This is a genomic window from Corynebacterium sp. MSK071 (assembly GCF_030232125.1).
Lineage (GTDB): Bacteria > Actinomycetota > Actinomycetes > Mycobacteriales > Mycobacteriaceae > Corynebacterium > Corynebacterium kefirresidentii.
In genome coordinates this window covers 25,535-47,916 of sequence record NZ_JASPJA010000006.1, presented here as the reverse complement: position 1 = coordinate 47,916, position 22,382 = coordinate 25,535, and the positions used below count along the sequence as shown (strand labels likewise).

23 protein-coding genes, 2 tRNA genes and 1 pseudogene are annotated in these 22,382 nt (G+C 55.9%); 13 read left to right on the top strand and 13 right to left on the bottom strand.

The features are described 5' to 3' along the window. Positions 1 to 2: 2 nt before the first annotated feature. Entirely contained in the window at positions 3 to 953 is a 951-nt protein-coding gene (locus tag QP990_RS06270) for a malate dehydrogenase (protein WP_239207920.1), read from the bottom strand. Positions 954 to 1,322: 369 nt separating this feature from the next. Here QP990_RS06270 and QP990_RS06265 point away from each other — a divergent pair, with 369 nt between their 5' ends. Continuing rightward, a complete protein-coding gene (locus QP990_RS06265) occupies positions 1,323 to 2,087 on the top strand; it encodes a TetR/AcrR family transcriptional regulator (RefSeq protein WP_239204995.1) in 765 nt (254 codons plus the stop codon). A 16-nt stretch (positions 2,088 to 2,103) separates the two neighbouring features. On the opposite strand, the gene clpX is transcribed toward QP990_RS06265, so the two are convergent. After that, entirely contained in the window at positions 2,104 to 3,399 is a 1,296-nt protein-coding gene (gene clpX / locus QP990_RS06260; protein ID WP_023020925.1) for an ATP-dependent Clp protease ATP-binding subunit ClpX, read from the bottom strand. A 226-nt stretch (positions 3,400 to 3,625) separates the two neighbouring features. Between clpX and fabG the strand changes: the two are divergent. Then, positions 3,626 to 4,392 (top strand): annotated as a pseudogene (fabG, locus tag QP990_RS06255) (3-oxoacyl-ACP reductase FabG). Between the two features lie 98 nt (positions 4,393 to 4,490). Here fabG and QP990_RS06250 read toward each other — a convergent pair. From QP990_RS06250 to QP990_RS06225, 6 genes are all read right to left on the bottom strand, one after another. After that, positions 4,491 to 4,745 carry a hypothetical protein gene (locus QP990_RS06250; RefSeq protein WP_023020923.1) on the bottom strand — a complete coding sequence of 85 codons (255 nt, stop codon included), beginning with the start codon at positions 4,743 to 4,745 and terminating at the stop codon, positions 4,491 to 4,493. Positions 4,746 to 4,915: 170 nt separating this feature from the next. Further along, positions 4,916 to 5,206 (bottom strand): hypothetical protein, encoded by a 291-nt coding sequence (locus tag QP990_RS06245; protein ID WP_023020922.1) that lies wholly within the window; start codon positions 5,204 to 5,206, stop codon positions 4,916 to 4,918. Positions 5,207 to 5,209: 3 nt separating this feature from the next. After that, positions 5,210 to 6,508, bottom strand: a complete 1,299-nt coding sequence (locus QP990_RS06240) for an inorganic phosphate transporter (protein ID WP_284798723.1) — start codon at positions 6,506 to 6,508, stop codon at positions 5,210 to 5,212. 320 nt (positions 6,509 to 6,828) lie between these two features. Next, positions 6,829 to 8,331 carry a peptide MFS transporter gene (locus QP990_RS06235; protein ID WP_239204986.1) on the bottom strand — a complete coding sequence of 501 codons (1,503 nt, stop codon included), beginning with the start codon at positions 8,329 to 8,331 and terminating at the stop codon, positions 6,829 to 6,831. A gap of 235 nt (positions 8,332 to 8,566) precedes the next feature. Then, positions 8,567 to 9,190, bottom strand: coding sequence for an ATP-dependent Clp protease proteolytic subunit (locus QP990_RS06230; RefSeq protein WP_005324052.1), 624 nt, complete (start codon positions 9,188 to 9,190; stop codon positions 8,567 to 8,569). Between the two features lie 20 nt (positions 9,191 to 9,210). Further along, positions 9,211 to 9,810 carry an ATP-dependent Clp protease proteolytic subunit gene (locus QP990_RS06225; protein WP_284798722.1) on the bottom strand — a complete coding sequence of 200 codons (600 nt, stop codon included), beginning with the start codon at positions 9,808 to 9,810 and terminating at the stop codon, positions 9,211 to 9,213. Between the two features lie 138 nt (positions 9,811 to 9,948). Here QP990_RS06225 and QP990_RS06220 point away from each other — a divergent pair, with 138 nt between their 5' ends. The 6 genes from QP990_RS06220 (at position 9,949) to QP990_RS06195 (ending at position 15,413) form a co-directional block, all read left to right on the top strand. Next, positions 9,949 to 10,629, top strand: coding sequence for a metal-dependent transcriptional regulator (locus QP990_RS06220; protein WP_284798721.1), 681 nt, complete (start codon positions 9,949 to 9,951; stop codon positions 10,627 to 10,629). Positions 10,630 to 10,744: 115 nt separating this feature from the next. Continuing rightward, the gene (nrdI, locus tag QP990_RS06215; protein WP_284798720.1) at positions 10,745 to 11,212 is read left to right on the top strand and encodes a class Ib ribonucleoside-diphosphate reductase assembly flavoprotein NrdI; all 468 of its coding nucleotides are present in this window, start codon (positions 10,745 to 10,747) and stop codon (positions 11,210 to 11,212) included. Positions 11,213 to 11,262: 50 nt separating this feature from the next. Further along, complete coding sequence (gene nrdE / locus QP990_RS06210) at positions 11,263 to 13,458, top strand: class 1b ribonucleoside-diphosphate reductase subunit alpha (protein ID WP_005324048.1); 2,196 nt, start codon at positions 11,263 to 11,265, stop codon at positions 13,456 to 13,458. Between the two features lie 52 nt (positions 13,459 to 13,510). After that, a complete protein-coding gene (gene nrdF, locus QP990_RS06205; protein ID WP_023020918.1) occupies positions 13,511 to 14,536 on the top strand; it encodes a class 1b ribonucleoside-diphosphate reductase subunit beta in 1,026 nt (341 codons plus the stop codon). Between the two features lie 85 nt (positions 14,537 to 14,621). Beyond that, positions 14,622 to 14,792 (top strand): hypothetical protein, encoded by a 171-nt coding sequence (locus QP990_RS06200; protein WP_005329175.1) that lies wholly within the window; start codon positions 14,622 to 14,624, stop codon positions 14,790 to 14,792. Positions 14,793 to 14,831: 39 nt separating this feature from the next. Further along, a complete protein-coding gene (locus QP990_RS06195) occupies positions 14,832 to 15,413 on the top strand; it encodes an NADPH-dependent FMN reductase (protein ID WP_005324045.1) in 582 nt (193 codons plus the stop codon). 173 nt (positions 15,414 to 15,586) lie between these two features. Here the strand turns inward: QP990_RS06195 and tig are convergent, their stop codons facing one another. The 3 genes from tig to QP990_RS06180 all read right to left on the bottom strand — a co-directional run bounded on the left by tig (position 15,587) and on the right by QP990_RS06180 (position 18,059). After that, the gene (tig, locus tag QP990_RS06190; RefSeq protein ID WP_284798719.1) at positions 15,587 to 16,945 is read right to left on the bottom strand and encodes a trigger factor; all 1,359 of its coding nucleotides are present in this window, start codon (positions 16,943 to 16,945) and stop codon (positions 15,587 to 15,589) included. 90 nt (positions 16,946 to 17,035) lie between these two features. Next, a tRNA-Pro gene (locus tag QP990_RS06185) sits at positions 17,036 to 17,109 on the bottom strand. 134 nt (positions 17,110 to 17,243) lie between these two features. Further along, on the bottom strand, positions 17,244 to 18,059 hold the full coding sequence (locus tag QP990_RS06180) for a DUF1542 domain-containing protein (protein WP_284798718.1): 816 nt from the start codon (positions 18,057 to 18,059) through the stop codon (positions 17,244 to 17,246). Between the two features lie 122 nt (positions 18,060 to 18,181). On the opposite strand from QP990_RS06180, the gene QP990_RS06175 reads away from it, so the two are divergent. From QP990_RS06175 to QP990_RS06160, 4 genes are all read left to right on the top strand, one after another. Then, positions 18,182 to 18,256 (top strand) — tRNA-Gly (locus QP990_RS06175). 104 nt (positions 18,257 to 18,360) lie between these two features. Further along, positions 18,361 to 19,053, top strand: coding sequence for a nitroreductase family protein (locus QP990_RS06170; protein ID WP_239207925.1), 693 nt, complete (start codon positions 18,361 to 18,363; stop codon positions 19,051 to 19,053). 126 nt (positions 19,054 to 19,179) lie between these two features. Next, positions 19,180 to 19,812, top strand: coding sequence for a hypothetical protein (locus QP990_RS06165; RefSeq protein WP_259825362.1), 633 nt, complete (start codon positions 19,180 to 19,182; stop codon positions 19,810 to 19,812). A gap of 18 nt (positions 19,813 to 19,830) precedes the next feature. Then, the gene (locus tag QP990_RS06160; RefSeq protein ID WP_023020912.1) at positions 19,831 to 20,664 is read left to right on the top strand and encodes an aldo/keto reductase; all 834 of its coding nucleotides are present in this window, start codon (positions 19,831 to 19,833) and stop codon (positions 20,662 to 20,664) included. A gap of 86 nt (positions 20,665 to 20,750) precedes the next feature. Here the strand turns inward: QP990_RS06160 and QP990_RS06155 are convergent, their stop codons facing one another. Further along, positions 20,751 to 21,224, bottom strand: coding sequence for a ribose-5-phosphate isomerase (locus QP990_RS06155; RefSeq protein ID WP_023020911.1), 474 nt, complete (start codon positions 21,222 to 21,224; stop codon positions 20,751 to 20,753). A 116-nt stretch (positions 21,225 to 21,340) separates the two neighbouring features. Here QP990_RS06155 and QP990_RS06150 point away from each other — a divergent pair, with 116 nt between their 5' ends. Further along, complete coding sequence (locus QP990_RS06150; RefSeq protein WP_284798717.1) at positions 21,341 to 21,745, top strand: MFS transporter; 405 nt, start codon at positions 21,341 to 21,343, stop codon at positions 21,743 to 21,745. On the opposite strand, the gene QP990_RS06145 is transcribed toward QP990_RS06150, so the two are convergent. Further along, positions 21,742 to 22,365 (bottom strand): DSBA oxidoreductase, encoded by a 624-nt coding sequence (locus QP990_RS06145; protein ID WP_049361657.1) that lies wholly within the window; start codon positions 22,363 to 22,365, stop codon positions 21,742 to 21,744. The two genes, QP990_RS06150 and QP990_RS06145, sit on opposite strands and share 4 nt — an antisense overlap. Positions 22,366 to 22,382: the final 17 nt, after the last annotated feature.

Here is a 22,382-nt window from a genome sequence, read left to right as displayed (position 1 = left end):
TTTTAGAGCAGGTCTGCTACGGCTTCGCGCTCCTCACGCAGCTCAGCCACAGACGCTGCAATGCGCTCCTTTTGGAACTCGCTGAGCTCCAGGCCCTGCACGATTTCCCACTTTCCATCACGGCAGATGGTGGGGAATCCACAGATAAGGCCCTTGTCGACGCCGTAGGAACCGTCCGAGGGCACCGCCGCGGTGCGCCAATCCTCAGTGCCATGAATCCAGTCATGCATGTGGTCCACAGCTGCCGACGCCGCCGATGCGGCCGAGGAGCTGCCACGCACCTCAATAATCTCGGCACCGCGCTTCGCTACCTTGGGGATCATCTCTTCGCGGTACCAATCCTGGTCCACCTCGGCATTGGAAAAGGTGATGTCCGGGAACTGGCTTGCAGAGTGATTGCCCCAGACTGCCACCTTGGTGAAATCATTGGTGGACTTGCTGCTTTTCAGCGCTAGCTGGCTCAAGGTGCGGTTGTGATCCAAGCGCATCAGAGCATTGAACTGAGAATCGTCCACATCCGGGGCATTTTTCGCAGCGATGAGAGCATTGGTATTTGCTGGGTTGCCCACCACAAGCACGCGGACATCGCGCGCGGCATAGTCATTGATGGCCTTGCCTTGCTTGGTGAAGATGGCACCATTGGCTTCCAGCAGATCCGCACGCTCCATACCCTTGCTGCGCGGGCGCGCGCCTACGAGGAAGGCAGCAGAGGTGTTTTCAAAGGCCTCCTTTAGGTCATCAGTTACCGTAATCGAGTTGACCAACGGCAGGGCGGAGTCATTGAGCTCCATGGCCACGCCCTGAGCCTTGCCCACCGCGGCGGGGATTTCCAGCAGCGCCAGATCTACCGGGGTGTCCTTGCCATAAACATCGCCGGCAGCGATGCGCCACAGCAGCGAATAAGCGATATTGCCAGCGGCACCGGTGACAGTGATTTTGACGGGCTGAGTCATGGTTAAAAGCCTCCTCAATGGCTGCGTCAAGGGCGGCACACGCGAGCCAGGCTGCTCGCACCGCCACGGAATGTACCCATCCCCGAGCTTAGCCCCACCGCCGCCTCTCGCGCTGTGAATCTGGCCCCCTCTTTTGGAGGGGATATTCGCTGAGGTTGCGCTAAATTACCCCCATTTACCTCCAAATTAACGCCCCCAATGGGTAAGAAGCTCCCGCAACGGGTGTCTAATCGGGCATGATGGGAAAAGGAAAAGCGGGGCTCTCCCCCACGCCACGCACACAGATTGCATGGGGCCTATCTACTCCCGCACTATTAGATATCAGTTGACCGCGCCACCGCTGCGCCGCAAGGATTAAGGACTTACGCCATGAGCACTGAGAATACTGATGCACTGCAGGATGCAGGCCAGGCGGATTCTCCTCACGCTGCCCACGCGGAATCCGTCAGCATTGACTCCGTGGTGGACGTAGCGATCAAGCACTTTTCCCGCAGTGGTTTCGCAGAAACCAAGCTGGAGACCATCGCCCAAGAATCGGGCATGTCCAAGCGCATGATCCACTACCACTTTGGCGATAAAAAGGGCTTGTACCTACGTGCACTCAGCACGGCCGCGCAGCGCCTTAATCCGCCGCAGGACGCTCTGGAAATCGATACCGCGGTTCCGGTCGAGGGCGTGCGCAAGTTGGTGGATTGGCTCTTCCGCGAACGCGTGGCCAACCCGGATGCTATTCGCATGCTGGTATGGGAGAGCAATCAGCAGATTGTGGATCCAGCTCAGCAAGCTATTGCCGACGTCGCCGGAGTCGCCCTCCACCTCGACCGCCTGCTGCTCTTGGGCCAAGACGCCGGTGCTTTCCGCCCAGGTATTTCCGCCAATGACATTTTCACCCTGATTTCCTCGTTGACCGTCTACCGCGTAACCAACCAGGTGATGGTGGAAAACATGCTGGGCGTGAACTTCAATACCCAAGAAAATATCGATGGTATGCATAGGCTTACCGTCGATGCTGTGCTGGCGTTTTTGACCGCCAATATTCCGGACTCGGGCCACGAGTCCTACCTCACCTCATCCTCGTTCGATACGAAAGAGGGAGACGAGGCCTCACCACAGGATATTTACAGCGAGGAGTAGTCGCGCCGGCAGGCGCTTAGGCAGATTCCTTCGCCTCGTCCTTATAGCTAAACTGCGGCTCCGCGCCCTCTGTCACGCACTCTGGGGTGATATGTACCGCGGCGATATCCTCGCGGTCCGGCAGATCATACATAACTGGCACCAGCAGCTCTTCCATGATGGCGCGCAGGCCACGTGCACCTGTCTTACGCTCCAAGGCAAGCTCTGCGATGGCATCCAACGCCGCCGGCTCGAATTCCAATTCGCAGTCATCCATCTCAAATAGGCGACTGTACTGCTTGACCAAGGAGTTCTTTGGCTCGGTAAGCACTTTGACCAAGGATTCACGGTCCAAGTTATCCACCGTGGCCACGACGGGCAGGCGCCCGATGAATTCTGGAATCAGGCCAAACTTCACAAGGTCCTCAGGGCGTACCTGGGAAAAGAGGTCGACCTTTTCGCGCTCATCCTTGGTATCCAAGTTGGCGCCAAAGCCCACGCCCTTTTTGCCCACTCGATCCGCAATAACCTGGTCGAGCCCAGCGAATGCGCCGGCAACGATGAACAAGATATTCGAGGTGTCTAGCTGGATGAACTCCTGATTCGGGTGCTTGCGCCCACCCTGCGGTGGAATGGCCGCCACGGTACCTTCCAGGATCTTCAGCAAGGCCTGCTGAACACCCTCACCGGAGACATCGCGGGTGATGGACGGATTCTCGGACTTGCGGGAAATCTTGTCCACTTCGTCGACGTAAATGATGCCGCGCTGGGCACGCTCCACATCAAAGTCTGCGGCTTGCAGCAGCTTTAACAGGATATTTTCCACGTCTTCACCCACGTAGCCGGCCTCGGTGAGGCTAGTGGCATCGGCGATGGCAAAGGGGACGTCGAGAAGCCGGGCCAAGGTCTGTGCCAAGTAGGTCTTTCCGGAACCAGTAGGTCCCAACATCAAGATATTGGACTTAGAGATCTCCACCTCATCGCCCTCGGCCTTTTTGCGCCGTGCTTCCAACGCGGCAGACTCTTCCGCCTTGATGCGCTTGTAGTGGTTGTAGACCGCCACAGATAGCACGCGCTTGGCTTTGTCTTGGCCAATGACGTATTTATCCAGGAAGGCAGAAATCTGCGAGGGCCGAGGCAGGCGCACCTCCGCGTCGGAGGATTCCTGCGCCTGTTCTTGGCCCAGTTCCTCTTCGATGATTTCATTGCATAGCTCGATGCACTCGTCACAGATGTAGACACCGCCGCCGGCGATGAGTTTTTTCACCTGTTTCTGACTCTTGCCACAAAAGGAGCACTTGAGCAGGTCAGCGCTTTCTTGCATACGTGCCATTAAGTTCTTTCACACTCGCTTTTCGTACCGCTATCCACAAATGGAAGGATGATTCTACCCTTCCGAGCGGCTTAATCTTCATCTATTTCTACCTTAGTAAATCAACCCGACAGGCCCTTCATTCATTCCCTTCCGCGTGGCGAATTTCCCCGACTTTCCTTGCTCCTGCGACCTAAGCTAAAAGGTGAAACGACCTTCATTCCGCCCCGTTAGGAACAGGAGAATTATGTTCTATCTCACAGACCACGTAGCCGTTGTCACCGGCGGTGCTTCCGGCATTGGCCGCGGCATTGCCGCTTCACTTAGCGAGGCCGGCGCCTCTGTCATCATTGCCGATGTCAATCTAGAGCACGCCACCGCTACCGCAAAAGAGCTAGGTGCCAGTGCGATTCATGTGGATGTCACCGACCGTACTTCTGTACAGGAAATGTACCGCCATGTTGTTGCCACGCATGGCGGGTTCGACATCGTCTGTTCCAATGCCGGCGTCTTTCCCAATTGCCCATTAGCAGAAATGACCGATGAGCAGTGGGAGGCCATGTTTGCCATCAATACCCACGGCACCTTTAAGGTGGTCCAGGAAGCACTCCCCTAACTCCAGGAACGCCGCTATGGACGCATCGTAATTACCACGTCCATCACCGGCTCGCACACGGGCTTTCCTGGCTGGGCCCACTACGGCGCCTCAAATCCGCCCAACAAGGATTTATGCGCTCAGCTGCGCTCGAAGTCGCTCGCGATGGCATCACCATCAACAGTGTTCTTCCCGGCAATATCCTCACTGACGGTCTCAAGGCCCAAGGCCAAGAGTATCTCGATCAGATGACGCGATCGGTGCCATTGCATCGTCTCGGCACTCCACGCGATATCGGCAATGCGGCGGCTTTCCTTGCCTCAGAAGAGGCAGGCTTTATTACCGGCCAGACCCTAATTATTGATGGCGGCCAACTCCTGCCCGAAACCCCGGAGGCCATCTTGCCGCCGCGCGATTAGCCGCGCTTACCGAAGTCCACCGAGTCCGGCAAAGCACGAGGCCCCTTGCTGCACAGTATGCGGCAAGGGGCCTCGTGGGGATTTCATTCAGTAGCTGCTTACTGCAGCCAGTCGAAGTCGAGCAGGAAGAGTTCTGCGTCGAGCATCTCAACTTCATCCGGTGCATGACCGGTGACGGCTTCTAGCGCTTCTGCTACGTCTTTAGTCGTAGCAGGAGTCTTATCAGCGTCAAGCAGGGTTTCTGCCACCAAAGCACGGACCGGAGCTTCCGAAATGGTGTCCAGGCCGGTACCAGTGGTGGAGCCCTTGAACGCATCAGCAATGCCGTCCATCAAAGAACGCATCTTGTTCATTTCTCACACCTCCATGTGGCTTTCTCTCTGTCTGATACAGAAGAATATACGTGACACAGCCCCGTTAGGCAACCCATAGGTCGCTTAAAGTTAACCTTTTGTTAACTTTCGGAGAATGTGCCACGCATCACTTGGAAGGTTGACTTCCCCCTCAGGAAGGGAGGAATAACTTAGAGGTCACCGAACGGCGCGAAGCCGAAGTAATGGTCCAGCGTATCGCGAGCAATCCACATGATGGCCACGAGGATAACTACGGCTAGCACTGCGTAAACGGTCCAACCAAGCACCTTCATCTGAGTGCTTGCCGGAGTATCCCCTACGACAACACCGTTGTCATCACGAATGGGGTCACCGGTCATACAACGCATACCCAGGGAGAAAAGGAGCGGAATGCCAGCGCCAAATACCAATGCCAGGCCGGCAACATGGAGAAGAGACTGGAAGATTTCTGCAGCAGTCATGGTTTAGCGCTCCTCTTGAGCAGTAGACGGCGCGGAGGTGTCCTCCGCCTGGGTTGCAGCAACTGGGGCGGCGCCGGCAGCAACCGGCTCCTGACGGTTGGACTCAGCTCCCATGGAGGAATCCACGGACTCGGAGTTTGGATCCCAATCGTTGTTCACGTTGGAGGCATCCACTGGGTTCATGCGGGAGCGGATGACGATAAGTCCGGCCATGGCCAGCAGCAAGACAAAGTCAACGATGGCGCCAGTTGCCACGTTAGTAAAGGAGGAGACACCGTGTGCCAACCACCACGTAGCAAAGCCAACAAACGCAGCGCAGGGCAGGGTGATAAGCCACGCGGAAACCATACGCATCGCAACACCCCAGCGAACCTCGGCACCGCGACGTCCCAGGCCGGTACCCAAGATGGAACCGGTGGACACGTGAGTGGTGGACAGCGCCATACCACCGGTAGCGGAGGTCAAAATGATTGCCGCGGAGGTAGCTTCAGCGGCCATACCCTGCGGGGACTCAATCTCCACCAGTCCCTTACCCAGGGTGCGGATAACGCGCCAGCCACCGGACATGGTGCCGGCTGCGATTGCTACGGCACAGCAGACGATAACCCAGGTAGGGATGCGGGAGTCAGCAACCGCATGCCCGGAAGCAACCAGCGCCAGGAAGATAACGCCCATGGTCTTCTGCGCATCGCCAGCACCGTGTGCCAGCGACACCAAGCAAGCGGTGACAATCTGGCCATGGCGGAAGTGCTCGTTCTTAGCCTTATTCGGAATGGTGTTGGTAACCCAGTAGATAAGGAAGGTGGCACACGCGGAAACTAGGGCCGCAATAATCGGCGAGGCAACGGCCGGGATAACGATCTTGCCAGCGATAGAAGACCACTCAACGCCAGCCGTACCCATGGCGGCGAAGGCGGCACCAATAAGGCCGCCAAACAGCGCGTGGGAAGAACTCGATGGCATGCCCAGCAACCAAGTAAAAAGGTTCCAAATAATGCCGCCGATAAGGCCAGTAAAGACCACCATCAGCAGCGCCTGGCCGTCAGTGTCTGCTGCGGCGCCGGACAAATCATATGAATCGAGGTTAACAATGCCTTTCGCTACGGTCGCAGCAACATTGACCGAAAGGAAGGCACCAACCATGTTAAGGACTGCGGAGATTGCCACCGCAGTAAATGGCTTCAAAGCACCGGTGGCAATGGACGTAGCCATCGCGTTGGCAGTGTCATGAAATCCGTTCGTAAAGTCAAAGGCAAGGGCGGTAACCACCACAATGCCGAGGATGATCAGAGTCGCTGTCACAGCGTTGGCCCCTTGGAAAGAAAAAGATGAACACGGTACGTATCTACGGCGCCTTCACGCGTCGCGGACGAAATGCAGAATACTCCAGCCCCGAACCATAGACAATTGCTTTTCTTTAACGTTTTCTTTGGTTAACCTTTAGTTAACCTACCGCAGCATAGAACCGTGCCTTTTGGGGTTTCCACCGGCTTAGAAATGCCCTGCTTAGAATACTTATATTCTTTTACCCCCACCGCTTAGCTTGAGTGATAAAAACCACTAAGGGAGGGATGTCGCAGTTGAATCGACACACCTCCCATTTCGGGCTCTTTTAACACCCTTTAGCGGAAGCTAGAGAACTTCTTTACTACCCAGCGGCTGAGGACAAGCAAGATGCCGCCCAACACGATAGATACAACGCCAAGGGAGATAAAGAAGGTATTCTCCGCGCCTGCATCATCTGGGTTGTAGAAACTAGCCAAAGAACCAGCCAGGGATGTGCCCATTGCCACTGCCATCATCCATACCGCCATCATGCGGGATGGGAATGCCTCTGGCGCCACCTTGGTAGCTAGAGAATTGCCCACCGGCGAAAGGAGGAGCTCCGCCATGGTAAAAAGGAAGAGAATGAAAATGATGACATACATCGGGGTGGAGTTCGCTTCCGCACCCGAGAAAGGAAGGAAGAAGAACAAGGAAATGCCGATGACGATATTAGCAGCGCCAAACTTTACCGGGGTGGACCACTGCCTATCCCCTAGCTTCGTCCACATCGTTGCAAAGACCGCGGAGAAAATAACAATGAAGATTGGATTAATGGACTGGACGAGCGATGGAGGGATTTCCCAACCAAATACGTGGCGGTCCAAGCGCACATCCGAATAAATCGTCATCACGGTGAACTGCTGCTGGAAGATGCCGAAGAACAAAACACCGGAAATGAACATCGGGATAAAGCCCAGCAGGCGGTTCTTTTCTTCGCGAGTCACCAACTTCGAGGTATACATCTGAACCCACAGATAAACTGCAGCCAGAAGTGCCACCGCGGTAACAATATTGGAAAGCCAATCAACCTGAATAGCGCCGGTTGCCAGTGCTACAACCATAACCACAATGATGGCCGCTACTGCCAACACACCCATAAGCAATTGCTTGAAGCTCGCTGGGTTTGGAACCTCATGCCCCGCGTCTTTGATAGTGGTCTTGCGCATGAGCGAATATTGAATCAGGCCGAGCGCCATGCCGATTGCTGCGATACCAAAGCCCCAGTGGAAACCCTGCCAGCCCCACAGGGCAGTGGTGAGCAGTGGACCAACGAGAGCGCCGATATTAACGCCCATATAGAAGATGGAGAAGCCACCATCGCGGCGCGGATCATCGCGACTGTACATGGCACCAAGCACAACCTGCGCGGTGGTCTTAACACCGCCGGAGCCGATGGCGATAAGAACGAGGCCAATGGCCAAACCAGTTATTGCGGGAATAAACGCCAAAGCAATGTGGCCAAGCATCACCATGCTAGCCGAGTAAAACAGTGTGCGTTCTGCGCCTAAGACACGGTCAGCAACAAGAGAAGCCAACAAGCAGGCCATGTAGACCAAGCCGCCGTAGGCACCCACGATAGACGTCGCGTCCGCTCGGTCCAGGCCAAGGCCACCATCGGTAGTGGCGTAATACATGTACAGCAAGACAAGGGCTTGCATGCCATAGAAGCTAAAGCGCTCCCACATTTCCACGCCGAAGAGGTTGGCCAATCCCCAAGGGTGCCCAAAGAATGTGCGTTCGCCGCTCTGCGGCGTGGGCGCAGCGGCCTGAGCCGCCGCGTCGGATGTGTGTTTCTCCATAAAAATATATGACCACTTAGAGGTCTAAATCACAAATCGACCATTATAAGTTTAGTGTCGCACGATAGAAATAAACCTAACGACCTGCAGATATTGCGAGAGAGACTTACCCCATTCGGGTGCAGCAAGAATTACCGGGCATTGCCCCTTCCCTGCCCCACAATGCTGAAAGCCCCTGCCTCACAACCGGAACTCGGTTGAGCGGCAGGGGCTACCTAGAATGAGTTATTCCAAATTAAGCGTTGAGCTTGCGGTAATCAAAGACCGTATCGATGATGCCGTATTCAACGGCTTCCTGAGCGGTCAGAATCTTATCGCGATCCGTATCAATGCGGATCTGCTCAGCGGTACGACCGGTGTGCTCAGACAGGGTGGTTTCCATCAGCTTGCGCATGCGCTCAATCTCGGCGGCCTGGATCTCTAGATCAGAAACCTGACCCTGAGTACCCTGAGTTGCCGGCTGGTGAATGAGCACGCGGGAGTTCGGCAAAGCTGCACGCTTGCCCGGCGCACCGGCGGCAAGCAGCACAGCTGCCGCCGAAGCGGCCTGGCCCAAGCACACGGTCTGCACGTCCGGGCGGACGTAGCGCATGGTGTCATAGATGGCCATCAGCGCGGTAAAGGAGCCGCCCGGGGAGTTGATGTACATCGTAATATCGCGGTCTGGGTCCTGGGACTCCAGGACCAGCAGCTGCGCCATGATGTCGTTAGCGGAGGTGTCATCGACCTGGGTGCCCAGGAAGATGATGCGCTCCTCAAACAGCTTGGAGTACGGGTTGGTTTCCTTAGTGCCCTGTGCGGACTGCTCAATGAAGGACGGCAGAACGTAGCGGGAACTTGGCATCTGGGACTGATTCATAGTGATTTTCTCCTTATTCCCTAGTTGCTCAGCGGGCCGTTAACGGACGCAATGACGTGGTCAACAATGCCGTAGTCCTTGGCCTGTTGGGCGGTCATCCAACGGTCACGGTCGGAGTCCTTGGTGATCTGCTCAAAGGTCTGGCCGGTGTGCTCGGCAATGAGCTCCGCCATCTCCCGCTTGGTCTGAGCAAATTGCTCAGCCTGGATGGCGATGTCCGCAGCGGTACCACCGACACCAGCGGAAGGCTGGTGCATCATAATGCGCGCGTGCGGCAGAGCGTAGCGCTTGCCCTTGGTGCCGCCGGAAAGCAGGAACTGACCCATGGAGGCAGCCAGGCCCATGCCGTACGTGGCAATATCGCACGGCGAGTACTTCATGGTGTCATAAATAGCCATGCCCGCAGTGACAGAGCCACCCGGGGAGTTGATGTAGAGCGAAATGTCGCGAGTGGGGTCCTCGGCGGACAGCAGGAGGATCTGGGCGCACAGCTTGTTCGCAATCTCATCATCGACCTGGGTTCCCAGGAAGATAATGCGCTCGCGCAACAGGCGCTCGTACACGCTATCGCTCAGATTCATACCCGTAGACGACGAGTTCATTGAAATCTTCTCAGACATTAGTGGTTCTCCTTCAAGTGAAGAATGCTTTAACTGGCCCCACCTTACCGGCATTCCTCTCAAACTTGGCCTCTGTTCGCTATGAGCGTTGGGCCACAGCGCCAAAGGCGCACACGGAAGCTGGGTTAACATTTACTCATGTCTGTTTCCGAGCTGTCCACCAGTACCCAGAACTATTTGAAAGCTATCTGGGGGCTAAAGGAATGGTCATCCGAGCCCGTTACCGCCACGCTTATAGCGAAACAGCTGGGACTCAAGCTCTCCTCGGTTTCCGATGCAGTGCGCAAAATGGCGAAGCAAGGGCTCGTGTCACACACGCCCTATGGCTCTGTGGAGTTAACCGAACTTGGCAGGCAGTACGCATTGGTCATGGTGCGCCGTCACCGATTGCTTGAGTCTTTTTTGGTTCAAGCATTGGGCTACACCTGGGACGAAGTCCATAATGAAGCCGAAAATCTCGAACACGCGGTGTCTGACATGCTCATAGAACGTGTGGATAAGTTCCTTGATTACCCCACTAGGGATCCGCACGGCGATCCTATCCCTACGGTTGATGGACAGATCACCATCCCCAGTGGGCATCGCCTCACCGACAGCGGTGCACAATCGCAGGTGACCGTGGAACGCATTTCTGATTCCGACCCACAACTACTGAAGTTCCTTGAAGAGCGCGGCATTGTCACTGGGGCTGTTCTTAGCACGCGCGAGGGAGCGCCCTTTTCAGATTCTCTCGAAATACAGGTGGCCGGCGGCACTCAGTGGGTAGTACTTGGACGCCCAGCTACCGACGCAGTGTTTGTAGCACACCACAACCTTTAGACATTCCCCTTTGCATTAATCCTGCTCTCACCTGCCCTTTTCAAAACTACGTTATACCGTAGTTGCAACTACGGCATTGCGTAGTTAGTCTTTTCGAATATCACCTACCCCACTTATGGCTAAGGCCAGGATGAGCAGGATTGCCATGTCAGACTCACCAGATTTGGTGTACTTTTCCAGCGTTTCAGAGAACACGAAAAGATTCGTCGAACGCTTAGATAGACCCGCGGTGCGCATTCCACTGCGCCCCAAGAAAACCGGGATGATCCAGGTTTCACACCCGTACGTACTCATCGTTCCCACCTACGGCGGCGGCTCGCTCAAACGCGCAGTCCCCAAACAGGTCATCGACTTCCTCAATGACCCAATCAACCGCTCCTTTATCCGGGGCGTTATTACCTCAGGGAATACCAACTTCGGAAGTGCTTACTGCGTCGCCGGACGCATCATTTCCGCCAAGTGCCACGTACCGGAGCTGTATCACTTCGAGCTTCTCGGCACCCAGAAGGACATCGCCGCCGTAAAGCAGGGCCTTCAGAAGTTTTGGAAGCAGCAAAAGCAGCTAACGAAGACGCCCCATTAATCCCCCACAAGATGAAGAACACATCCGCATCACACAGATTGGAAAACACAATGTGGCCTCTTGATGCCACCCCCACACAGACTATTGGCGCTACGCCCCGCACCGCTTCAGCAGACAATGCCGGCGGTGTCGGCAAGCGCAAGAGCTACCACGCACTCAACGCGCAGCTGAACTTGTTCGACGCTTCTGGAAAAATCCAGTTTGACAAGGACATTCAGGCAGCACAAGACTATGTCACGCACCATGTCGCTCCCCGCATGCATCAGTTCGATTCCACCAAGCAACGCTTGGAATGGTTGGTTGATAACGAGTACTACGAGCGGGATTTCCTTGAGCTTTATGATGACGCCTTTCTGTGCGCCATGTACGACAGAGCACATCGAGTTAAGCATCAGTTCCGCACCTTCCTCGGCGCATTTAAGTTCTTCACTTCATATGCACTGAAAACCTTTGATGGCTCCCGATTCCTAGAAGGCTACGAAGAACGCGTCGCCACCACAGCTTTATACCTTGCACAGGGCGACGAAGAGCTCGCAGAAAAGCTGGTGGATGACATCATGACCGGACGCTTCCAGCCCGCCACCCCTACTTTTCTCAACGCAGGCAAAGCCCAGCGCGGCGAAATGGTCTCCTGCTTCCTCCTGCGAATCGAAGACAATTTGGAGAGCATTGGCCGCTGCGTGAACTCTGCACTGCAACTATCAAAGCGCGGTGGTGGAGTGGCCCTGTTGCTGAGCAATCTGCGCGAATCCGGAGCCCCGATCAAAAAGATTGAGAACCAGGCTTCCGGCGTAGTCCCAGTCATGAAGATTCTCGAAGATAGCTTCAGCTATGCCAACCAATTGGGCTCCCGGCAGGGCGCTGGAGCCGTCTACCTGCATGCGCACCATCCAGATATTCTTCGCTTCCTGGATACCAAGCGGGAAAATGCCGATGAGAAAGTCCGCATCAAGACTCTTTCGCTGGGGGTTGTTATTCCAGATATAACCTTCCGTCTGGCCAAAGAGAACAAGGACATGCATCTTTTTAGCCCGTATGACATCGCTCGCGAGTACGGCGTAGCCATGTCTGACATGTCCATCACCGAGTACTACGACGAGCTGGTTGCCAATCCGCGAATCTCTCACACGACCATTAAGGCCCGCGAGTTTTTCACCACGCTGGCTGAGCTTCAGTTTGAATCCGGATACCCCTACATCCTCTTTGAGGATACGGTCAACCGCGCTAATCCCCTCAAAGGACATATCAATATGTCCAACCTGTGTAGCGAAATCCTCCAGGTCAACACGCCATCGACCTACGGAGCTTCGGGTGACTACACCACCGTTGGCCAGGATATTTCCTGCAATCTAGGTTCGCTCAACATTGCGAAGGCTTTTGAATCGCCGGACTTCGGGGAGACCGTCGAAACCGCAGTGCGTGCCCTCACGAAGGTTTCAGACCTGACGAATATCGAAGCTGTTCCCTCCATCGCTCACGGAAATGCTTCCATGCATGCCATTGGTCTGGGCCAAATGAATCTCCACGGCTTCCTTGCTTCACAGCGTATTCCTTATGGCTGCGCCGAGGCACTGGACTTTACAAATATCTATTTCCTCACGGTGACCTACCATGCGCTCCGCGCATCCCACGCACTCGCGGTTGAAAAAGGTCAACGATTCACAGGCTTCGAAGAATCCACCTATGCCACTGGCGCCTACTTTGACAAATACATCGACCAAGACTGGGCGCCAGCCACTGAACACGTAAAACAGCTCTTCCACGAAGCAGGCGTGCAGATCCCTCAACGCGAGGATTGGCTACGGCTCAAGAATCAAGTGATGCAAGACGGCATCTACAACGCCTACTTGCAGGCAGTTCCACCCACTGGATCAATTTCCTACATCAATGACTCCACCGCGTCCATCCACCCAATTGCCTCCAAAATTGAAATACGCAAGGAAGGCCGCTTGGGGCGCGTGTACTACCCCGCGCCGGAAATGACCAACGACAACCTGGAGTATTTCGATGACTCCTACGCAGTGGGATACGAAAAAATCATCGACACCTACGCCATGGCCACCCAACACGTGGACCAAGGGCTTTCCCTGACCTTGTTCTTTACCGCTGATACCACCACGCGGGACATCAACAAGGCACAAATCTATGCCTGGAAAGCCGGAATCAAGACCCTCTACTACATCCGTTTACGCCAATCCGCGCTCCAAGGAACCGAGGTCGAAGGCTGCGTCTCCTGTGCTTTGTAGGAGCACGGTCCTCCCCCTTGTCTACAACCATTCACTCAGAAAGAAAGAAGCTATGTCGTCAACATCGAATAGTGCTGAACTAACCAGCATTTCAGTTACTCCGCCGAGCTACCGGCATGATCCTTCAGCCCGCATCCGCGCCATCAATTGGAACCGGGTGAGCGATGACAAGGATCTTGAAGTGTGGAACCGTCTAACCGCCAACTTTTGGTTGCCAGAGAAGGTCCCGCTTTCTAATGATCTCCCGGCGTGGCAGAAGATGACACCCGAGGAACGCAACCTCACCATGCGGGTGTTCACGGGACTCACCACCCTGGATACTGTCCAGGCCACCGTGGGTGAAATCTGTCAGATTCAAGATGCCCGCACCGAACACGAGGAGGCCGTGTATACCAACATCGCCTTCATGCAGTCAGTCCATGCCCGTTCATACTCTTCAGTGTTTTCTACCCTGAGCAGTACAAAGGAAATTGATGAAGCATACCGCTGGGCGGTGAATAACGACCTTCTCCAGGCACGCGCCAAGAAAGTTCTCGCGCACTATTTTGGGCCGGATCCACTCAAACGCAAGGTGTCATCGACGTTGCTTTCCTCGCTGCTTCTCTACGCGGGTTTCTATCTTCCCTTGCACTTTTCTGTCCACGCCACCCTGACAAATACGGCAGACATGATCCGCCTCATTCTGCGTGACAAGGCAGTGCACGGCTACTACTCGGGTTACAAATATCAGCGCGGTCTGGAATCCACGACCCCGCTACGGCAGAAGGAGATGCATGATTTCACCATTTCTTTGCTCGAAGAGCTTTATGCACTAGAGCTGGACTATTCCGGCGAGCTATATGAGCCTTTGGGACTCATGGATGATGTAGCCGTGTTCGTTCGCTATAACGCCAATAAGGCACTCATGAATTTGGGCTACCCGGATTATTTCCCGCCCGAAGAAACGGAAGTGAACCCAGAAATCCTCGCGGCCCTAGCCCCCGGAGCAGATGAGAACCATGACTTCTTCTCCGGATCTGGTTCCTCCTATGTCATTGGTACTGCTGAAGAAACGAGTGATGATGACTGGGATTTCTAAACCTTTTCCGCGACCGGACCAAGGAAGCTGGCTTGAGACCATCGCGCTGTTTGAAGCCATCCGCGAAGGAAACCAACCCGCAGCCATGCGGCTGTTGAATACATCCGCCGCACGAGAGGCCGTCCTCGGGGGGCTTCTAGGACTCATCGAACTGTACTTCCGCCATGAAGAAGGAGACAAAGTAGATGGCTTCCTCACCGCCGCCCACGCTGCCGGCCCACCACCGGCCTTTGGCTGCAAGCCTTTTCTCCCTTGACCACGTCTCCCTACACCCAACTAAGAAAGAAGGTTTACCATGACCACCCCACGTATCAGCGTTATCGTCGGCAGCCTGCGCCGAGAGTCATTTGCACGCAAGATTGCACACGAGGTGCTCACGATGATCCCTGAAGGCTACGAGGCAAACATCGTGGAAATCCGTGACTTGCCGCTCTATGACTTCGACTACGATGACCCCGCCGTCACGGACAAGCCCACTCCGGCTGAGTACACCACCTTTCGCGAGACCATCAAGAACTCGAGCGGGATCCTCTTCATTACGCCAGAGAACAACCGCACTATCCCTGCCTGCCTCAAAAACGCAGTGGACATCGGCTCTAAACCCAACTCAGATGTGGCGTGGAAGAACCTTCCCGCAGGTATCATTAGCCACTCTGTAGGCCGCATGGGCGGCTACAGTTCACAGAAGAACCTTCGCCTCGCTCTGTCCTACTTCGACATGCCGCTCCCTGGTCAACCCGAAGTATTTCTGGGCCAATCCCCCACCCTTTTCGAAGAGTCCGGACATCTCAATCAACGTACCGCAGACTTTGTCAAGGATTACGTTATGCGCTTCCTGCAGTTGACCGACGAGGCCTTTAGAGCCAAGAACGGCTAGCGGTATCCCCAGCCAACACACATCACGCCCTCTTCGAAGTACTCAAAGACTCCTAGAGGGCGTTCACAATGACACAAACCCCGGATTCAGGCTCATCCTTGAGTTACCTGAATCCGGGGTTTCATGCGCGCTCGCCACCACACATGTGGCAGCAGCGCGTTACAAGCGGGAGATTACTTCTCCTCGGAAGCTTCTGCAGCGTCCTCTTCTTCGATTTCACCGAAGTACTGGTCAACGTCAACCTTATTGCCCTCTTCATCCTTGACGGTGGTGCGGCAGATAGCGGCAGCCAGTGCCTTGCCACGGCGCACGTCAGAGAAGAGGTTTGCGATCTGGCCGTTGGACTGCAGCTGCTGGATGAACTGGTTCGGGTCCATGCCGTAGGACTGAGCGGTGAACAGGATGTGGTCGGTAAGCTCCTGTTGGGAAACTTCCGGCTCTTCCTTTTCTGCTACGGCGTCGAGGAACAGCTGAGTGCGGACGGACTCTTCTGCCTGCTCACGAGTCTGCTTATCAAACTCCTCGCGAGAAGTGCCCTGTGCCTCAAGCAACTGAGCCAGTGCCTTCTCATCGTGAGCCAGCTGGCCCAGAATCTGGTGCAGTTGGGAGTGAGCCTGCTCGTCCACTACGGACTGCGGCAGTTCGAATTCGACCTCGGAGAGCGCGGACTTCAGGACCTCATCGCGAATCTGGGCAGCCTGCTCAGCCTTCTTGGTCTCCTCCACCTGGGTCTTGGTGGATTCGCGCAGTTCATCCATGGTGTCGAACTCGGAAGCCATCTGAGCGAACTCATCGTCCATAGCCGGCAGCTTGCGCTCCTTGGACTGCTGGACGTGAACCTTGATGGTGGCCTCTTCGTCCTTGTGCTCGCCAGACTGGATGGTGGAAGTGAACTCGTTATCCTCACCGGTCTTCATACCACGCAGGGCGGTGTCCAAGCCCTTGATGAGGTCATCGTCACCGATGCGGTAGGACAGGCCCTCGGTGGAAGCGTCCTCGATCTTCTCACCGTCAATCTCAGCGGTGATGTCGATGATTGCGTAGTCGCCGGTCTTCATCTTGCGCTTGGTATCCTTGAGCTCACCGAAGCGCTCTGCCAGCTCCTCCAGAGCCTTGTCGACGTCCTCTTCGTCAGCCTTGAGGGCTGGGACGGTAACGGAGATCTTGGAAAAGTCCGGAATCTCGAACTCAGGGCGGATATCAACCTCTGCGGTGAACTCCACAAAGTCCTTGTCCTCGATCTTGGAAATGTCAACGTCCGGCTGGCCGATAACCTTCAGATCGTTTTCCTTGACTGCCTGCTCGTAACGGGAAGGCAGCATGTCATTGACGACCTGCTCCAGGATGGGGCCGCGGCCGAAGCGAGCGTCAATAAGCTGGCGCGGTGCCTTGCCCTTACGGAAACCTGGAATAGAAACCTGCTGCGCGATTGCCGCGTAAGCTTGATCGATTTCCTGGTCCAGCTCCGCAAACGGAACGTTGACGGTGAGCTTAACGCGGGTATCGCTCAGCTTGTCTACGGTGGTCTTCACGAGTGAATCTCCCTGGCTTCATTGTTTTACGTACATAAACTTAAAGGGGGTCCGGAAATCCTTATTAGGGCATTTCCAGACCCCCATACGTCGGGGCGACAGGATTTGAACCTGCGACCCCCTGCTCCCAAAGCAGGTGCGCTACCAAACTGCGCCACGCCCCGTATGTAGGCCACCAAGTTGCCTTGGCTGCGTTGCATACCTGAGACAGTGTACCGTGTCCGTTTTAAATCTCCTAAACGGACCCCCACTTAAAGGCATCCACGCAGCCCAGCGGCCGATTTTGACAGTGCTTCAGCTAGAAATCGAAATCAAACATTCCATCAAAGAATCCGTCACCGTCGCCGTCAGTTAGACCATCGAAGAAACCGCCGCCATCATCGCCGCCACCAACGTCGCCAGCATCACCGGCGTCGCCACCAAAGTCGCCAGCATCGCCAATGCCGTCGGGACCGCCCCAATCGCCGCTTTCTGCAGCAGCCGCAGAGTAGCCAATGCCCGACATGCCAGAGAATAGGGCATTAAACATCATGGAGTAGCCCACCATCCACACGCCGGTTTGCAGCGCATCGGCCCACCATGGACGGGAGTACCAACCTGCCGGAACCGGACGCCCTGCCACGATTCCACCCGGGTAGTAGTTGGGAGTATTCGCAGAAGCATATGGTGAGGCCGTAATCTCTTGGCCATTCGCTTCGACCGTACGCTCTTCCGTCACCTTGCCAGCCGCACGCTGCCCCTCCAGCGGCGGGAGTTCTGGGCCTGGGTTCATGCCCATAATTTCGCGCGCGGCATTCACATAATGCATGCCTTCCAGGGCCGACTCACGCGCCAAATTCGCCTGCTTGGCGGTAGTAGCACGCGAAATCGCCGCGTTAGCTGCAGTGAACCGTTCAGAAGCATCAGCCATCGCTTGCTGGGAGGCAGAATCCGTGCCAGAAATCTGCATTACTTGGCCACCTAGCCGTTCAATCCACCGACGTGCATCAGCCTGTGCATCGGCCAATTGCTGTGCCTCACGTTCTTCCCGACGTTTGTGAGAGCTACGGGAGGAAATAAACCAGGCGCCTCCACCAATTGCCAGCGCAACGAGCAAAATTCCCACTATGATCATCGCTTTCTATAGATAGGTCCGTTCCTCTTATAACAACGGCTCGGGCGCCAGCCTAGTTCCCTATTTTCTTTTTTGGCCGCGGTTGCGCTAAAGTATGGCCCAGCGTTGAGATAGCGCGTTGTGGGAATGTCGTATAGTGGCTAATACCTCAGCCTTCCAAGCTGAAGACGCGGGTTCGATTCCCGTCATTCCCTCCAGTTGTCGCCCACCTCTAGGTGGGCGATTTTTCGTTTTCCACCCATCATCATTGGATGTTCACGGTATACAGCGAACACATGCGACGAAGTGTAGGGTGGCGCGCATGACTTTAACCAATAAGTATTCTGAGTTTATTCGCAGCCGCCATTCGCCCAGAGCGTTCCTGCCAGAACCCATGCCGGTAGAAGACATCAAGCAGGTTTTGCTGGATGCTCAATCCGCACCGTCCAACTCCAATACCCAACCGTGGGACGTGCATTTGGTGGGCGGAGAAAAGCTCAAGGAACTAAGCGCCGCGCTTATTAAGGAATTCGACACGAACGGGCTCAGCCCAGACTTCACCACCGATTATGGTGAGGGTATCCATCCCAAGCGCTCCCAAGAGCTAGCCGCCAAAATGTACGGCCTCCTGGGCATTGAGCGCGAGGACAAAGCAGGTCGCGTGGAATTCATCCGCGAAAACTTGCGCTTCTTTGGCGCACCCCATGCGGTACTTCTCTTTATCCCGCCGATGGGTGACCGCATTCGCGCCGCCTTTGACCAAGGAACCTATACCGAAAACTTCCTGCTTTCTTTGGAAGCACACGGCTACCACGGCATCCCACAGGGGATGATTTCCTTGATTGCGCCAACCGCGCGTGAATTCCTCGGCGTAGACGAGGACTACAAGCTGGTCACCGCCATTACCTTTGGTAAAGCTGATGAATCGAGCCCGGTCTTTAAAACGAATCCAGGCCGCGCGCCACTTTCGGAAACCGTGACAGTTCACGGCATCGATGGCCTCGACCTCGATTAGCCCCCGCCCCATCAGGAAGCTACTTTCAACGATTTCGTCCATCTAAACCACCGCAACCGTCGACGAGACCGGCGATCTGTGGGGACGAAATCGTTGAATCGCCTCGGCAAGCCTAGAATTATGGCTATGGATATCACTCTTGCGACCTTTGACCATGCGCCTGAGACTGCACTGCGGGGCGTACGCTTCAATAACACGTGGGTGCCGTCGGAGACGTACGCTGATTCCCGCCGCGGCACGCTGACTGGGCAGTATCCGCAGCGCCAAGCCACCACGCGCATTAGCGAGGTTTTTGCGGGCGTCGGTTATGAGGTGCGCGAGGATACGCAGCCGGCCGGTAGCGATGTCTTTCGCTTGCTAGAGCAGCCCAGCCTAGAAGAACTCAACGACGTCAATGGCGTCATCGCCGTCTGCTCGCTACTAGGTGGAAATTCACCTATGTCGGTGTTGTGGCCAGGTGTAGCCGAAAGCGGGGAGAATAATGAGTTGGTCTCCCCTATTGACTTAGCGCCTACGCTCGCTGCCATTGCCGGCCTCGACGTGCGCCCTAATGCACAACTGTCCTTTGATGGATTGAACTTGGTGCCGGTGCTGCGGCATGGCGCCTCGGGGCACGCAGCGTTGTTCTTTGACAATGGAGTGCGCATGATTGATGCCTCGCTTATCGACGACACCGCTACCCCGCCCCATGAGCGTGCCCGCCTGCAGGATGAGTGGGAGACGTGGAATAAATTCATCACTCTCGGCCCGCTGCAATAGATAGGTAGTCTGGGGCGCATGAGCGTACCTAAAATCACCCTTAATGACGGCAATACCATCCCGCAGCTGGGCTTTGGCGTGTTCCAGATGGATCCGGAGCAGACCGAAGATCTGGTAGCTGAAGCCCTGCGCGTGGGTTATCGCCATATTGATACCGCCGCTATCTACGGCAATGAGGAAGGCGTAGGACGGGCTATTGCCAAGTCTGGCATTCCCCGCGAGGAGCTTTTTATCACCACCAAGCTGTGGAATGACCGCCAGACCGATGCTGCTGCAGCGCTCGATGAGTCCTTGGAAAAGCTCGGCTTGGAGTATGTGGATCTTTACCTCATCCACTGGCCTACACCGGCAAAGGGCACCTATGTTGAGGCTTGGCAGCAACTCATTGATTTGCAGAAGCAGGGCAAAACAAAGTCCATCGGCGTCTCCAATTTCGAGCTGGAGCACCTGGAACAGCTGGAGCTCAAGACCGATATAAAGCCTGCGGTCAACCAAGTCGAGCTTCATCCTTATCTGCAGCGCTGGCGGGAGCTGGACGCCTTCCGCGCCCACACCGTGGCTATCGAGGCATGGGGCCCGCTGGGGCAGGGAAAGAGCGATATCCTGGATGCCCCTGAGGTCACCGACGCCGCTGCAGCGCACGATGTCAGCCCAGCGCAAGTCATCATTCGTTGGCACCTACAAAATGGCGTCATCCTCTTCCCCAAGTCTGCGACGCCCTCACGCATTGCGGAAAACTTTGATGTCTTCGGCTTTGAACTAACCGAGGAGGAGATGGCTGCCATCACCGCCTTGGACGAAGGCGAAGAGGGACGCGGCGGCCCGCACCCGAATGACATGAATGATGCCTAAGTCTTAGCGCCCTAGCTATGCCTGGCCGAAACACAAAGAAACGCCGCGGAACCAACTTTGTTCCGCGGCGTTTATTTTCTCAAGGCTTAGGCCTCGGGCAGCTCTGGGGCGATGCCGGTGCGCTCGTACTGCGCCAAGATGTCGATACGGCGCTGGTGGCGCTCCGCACGGGACCATTCTTGATCCAGGAAGGCGTCTACGATTTCCAGTGCCTGCTGCTCGGTGTGCATGCGGCCGCCGATGCCGATGAGCTGGGCGTTGTTGTGCTCGCGGGCAAGGCGGGCGGTCTCGGCGGACCAGGCCAGTGCACAGCGGGCTCCCTTGACCTTATTGGCTGCAATCTGCTCGCCATTGCCGGATCCGCCAAGCACAATGCCCAAGGAACCCGGATCATTGACGGTGCGTTGTGCCGCTTCGATGCAAAATGCCGGGTAGTCGTCCTCAGCATCATAGGTGTGGGCGCCGCAGTCAATGACTTCGTGGCCCTGTTTAGTGAGGTGTTCAGCGATCAGGTTCTTGGTTTCAAAACCTGCGTGGTCTGCTCCTAGATATACGCGCATGGCCCACATCCTACCGGCCCGGCGCGCCTTGAGGAGGCTTAGTGCCCGCCCTGTTTCGCATTACAAATTCCTGATAGGCTCGCGGTCGGTTGCTATCACTATAAAGGAGGAAAGCCATGCCTATAACCAAACCGGTCCTCACGCTATACGGCGGGGCCCTTCTAGCCTGCCTCATTATGCTAGGCGTTATGGTATCCGGCAGCGGAGGCTTCCTCTTGCCGCTTATCGCCAGCACCCTCGCAACATTGGCTCACGTGGGCTTAGGCGTATGGTGGATTGCCCAGAAGGTGCGCGGGAATCCGCGGGCAAATGGGGGCGCTATTGCGGCCGGCATTATCGCGCTTCTTGCCGGCGCCTCATGGGCTTCCTGGGTACTTGTTGCGTGGGAAGACTTTCGAGCCGGCATGGCGCTGCCCGCTATTAATATTGCGGGCCTTCCGGCATTCATCTTGACCCCGCTGACCATCGCGCTGTGCGTCGGCGCCGCAGTTGAGCTGCGCCGCCGACAGAAAAGCGCTTAGTTCTCCTCTACCTGCGGCATCTCGGTGCGGGAGCGCTTGAGTTCGAAGAAGTAAGGGAACTGGGCAAGGCGCAAGGAGGCGTCGAAAAGCTCGCCTGCTTCTTCCCCGGTAGGGACGCGGGTAATGACCGGGCCGAAGAACGCGGTCTCCCCCAGCTTGATAACCGGGGTGCCCACCTCATCACCCACGGAAGAGATGCCATTGTGGTGGTATTCGCGGAGCTTCTCGTCATAGTCTTCGGTATTGGCTACCTCGGCGAACTCGGCCGGAAGCTCCACTTCTGCAAGCGCCTGCGCGATGATGTCATCATAAGCACCAAAGCCAGTTCGTCCGCCGTTGCCCTTGGCGTGGACCAGGGTGCCCATAGCGGTATAAAGCTCATCTACCTTTTCTGGACGCTCGGCCTTAACCTTGGCAAAGACGCGGGCTGGGCCCCAGTTAGCCTTCATCATGTCCATGTAAGTGGGGTCTAGATCACGGCCATCGTTCAGCACGGACAGGGACATCGGCTCGAACTCGACCTCAATATCGCGTACCTTTTCTACTTCCTTGATCCACCGCGAGGTGGCCCAAGCGAAGGGACAAGATACGTCGAACCAGAACTTTACTGCGTCAGCCATGATTGCTCCTTTGATTG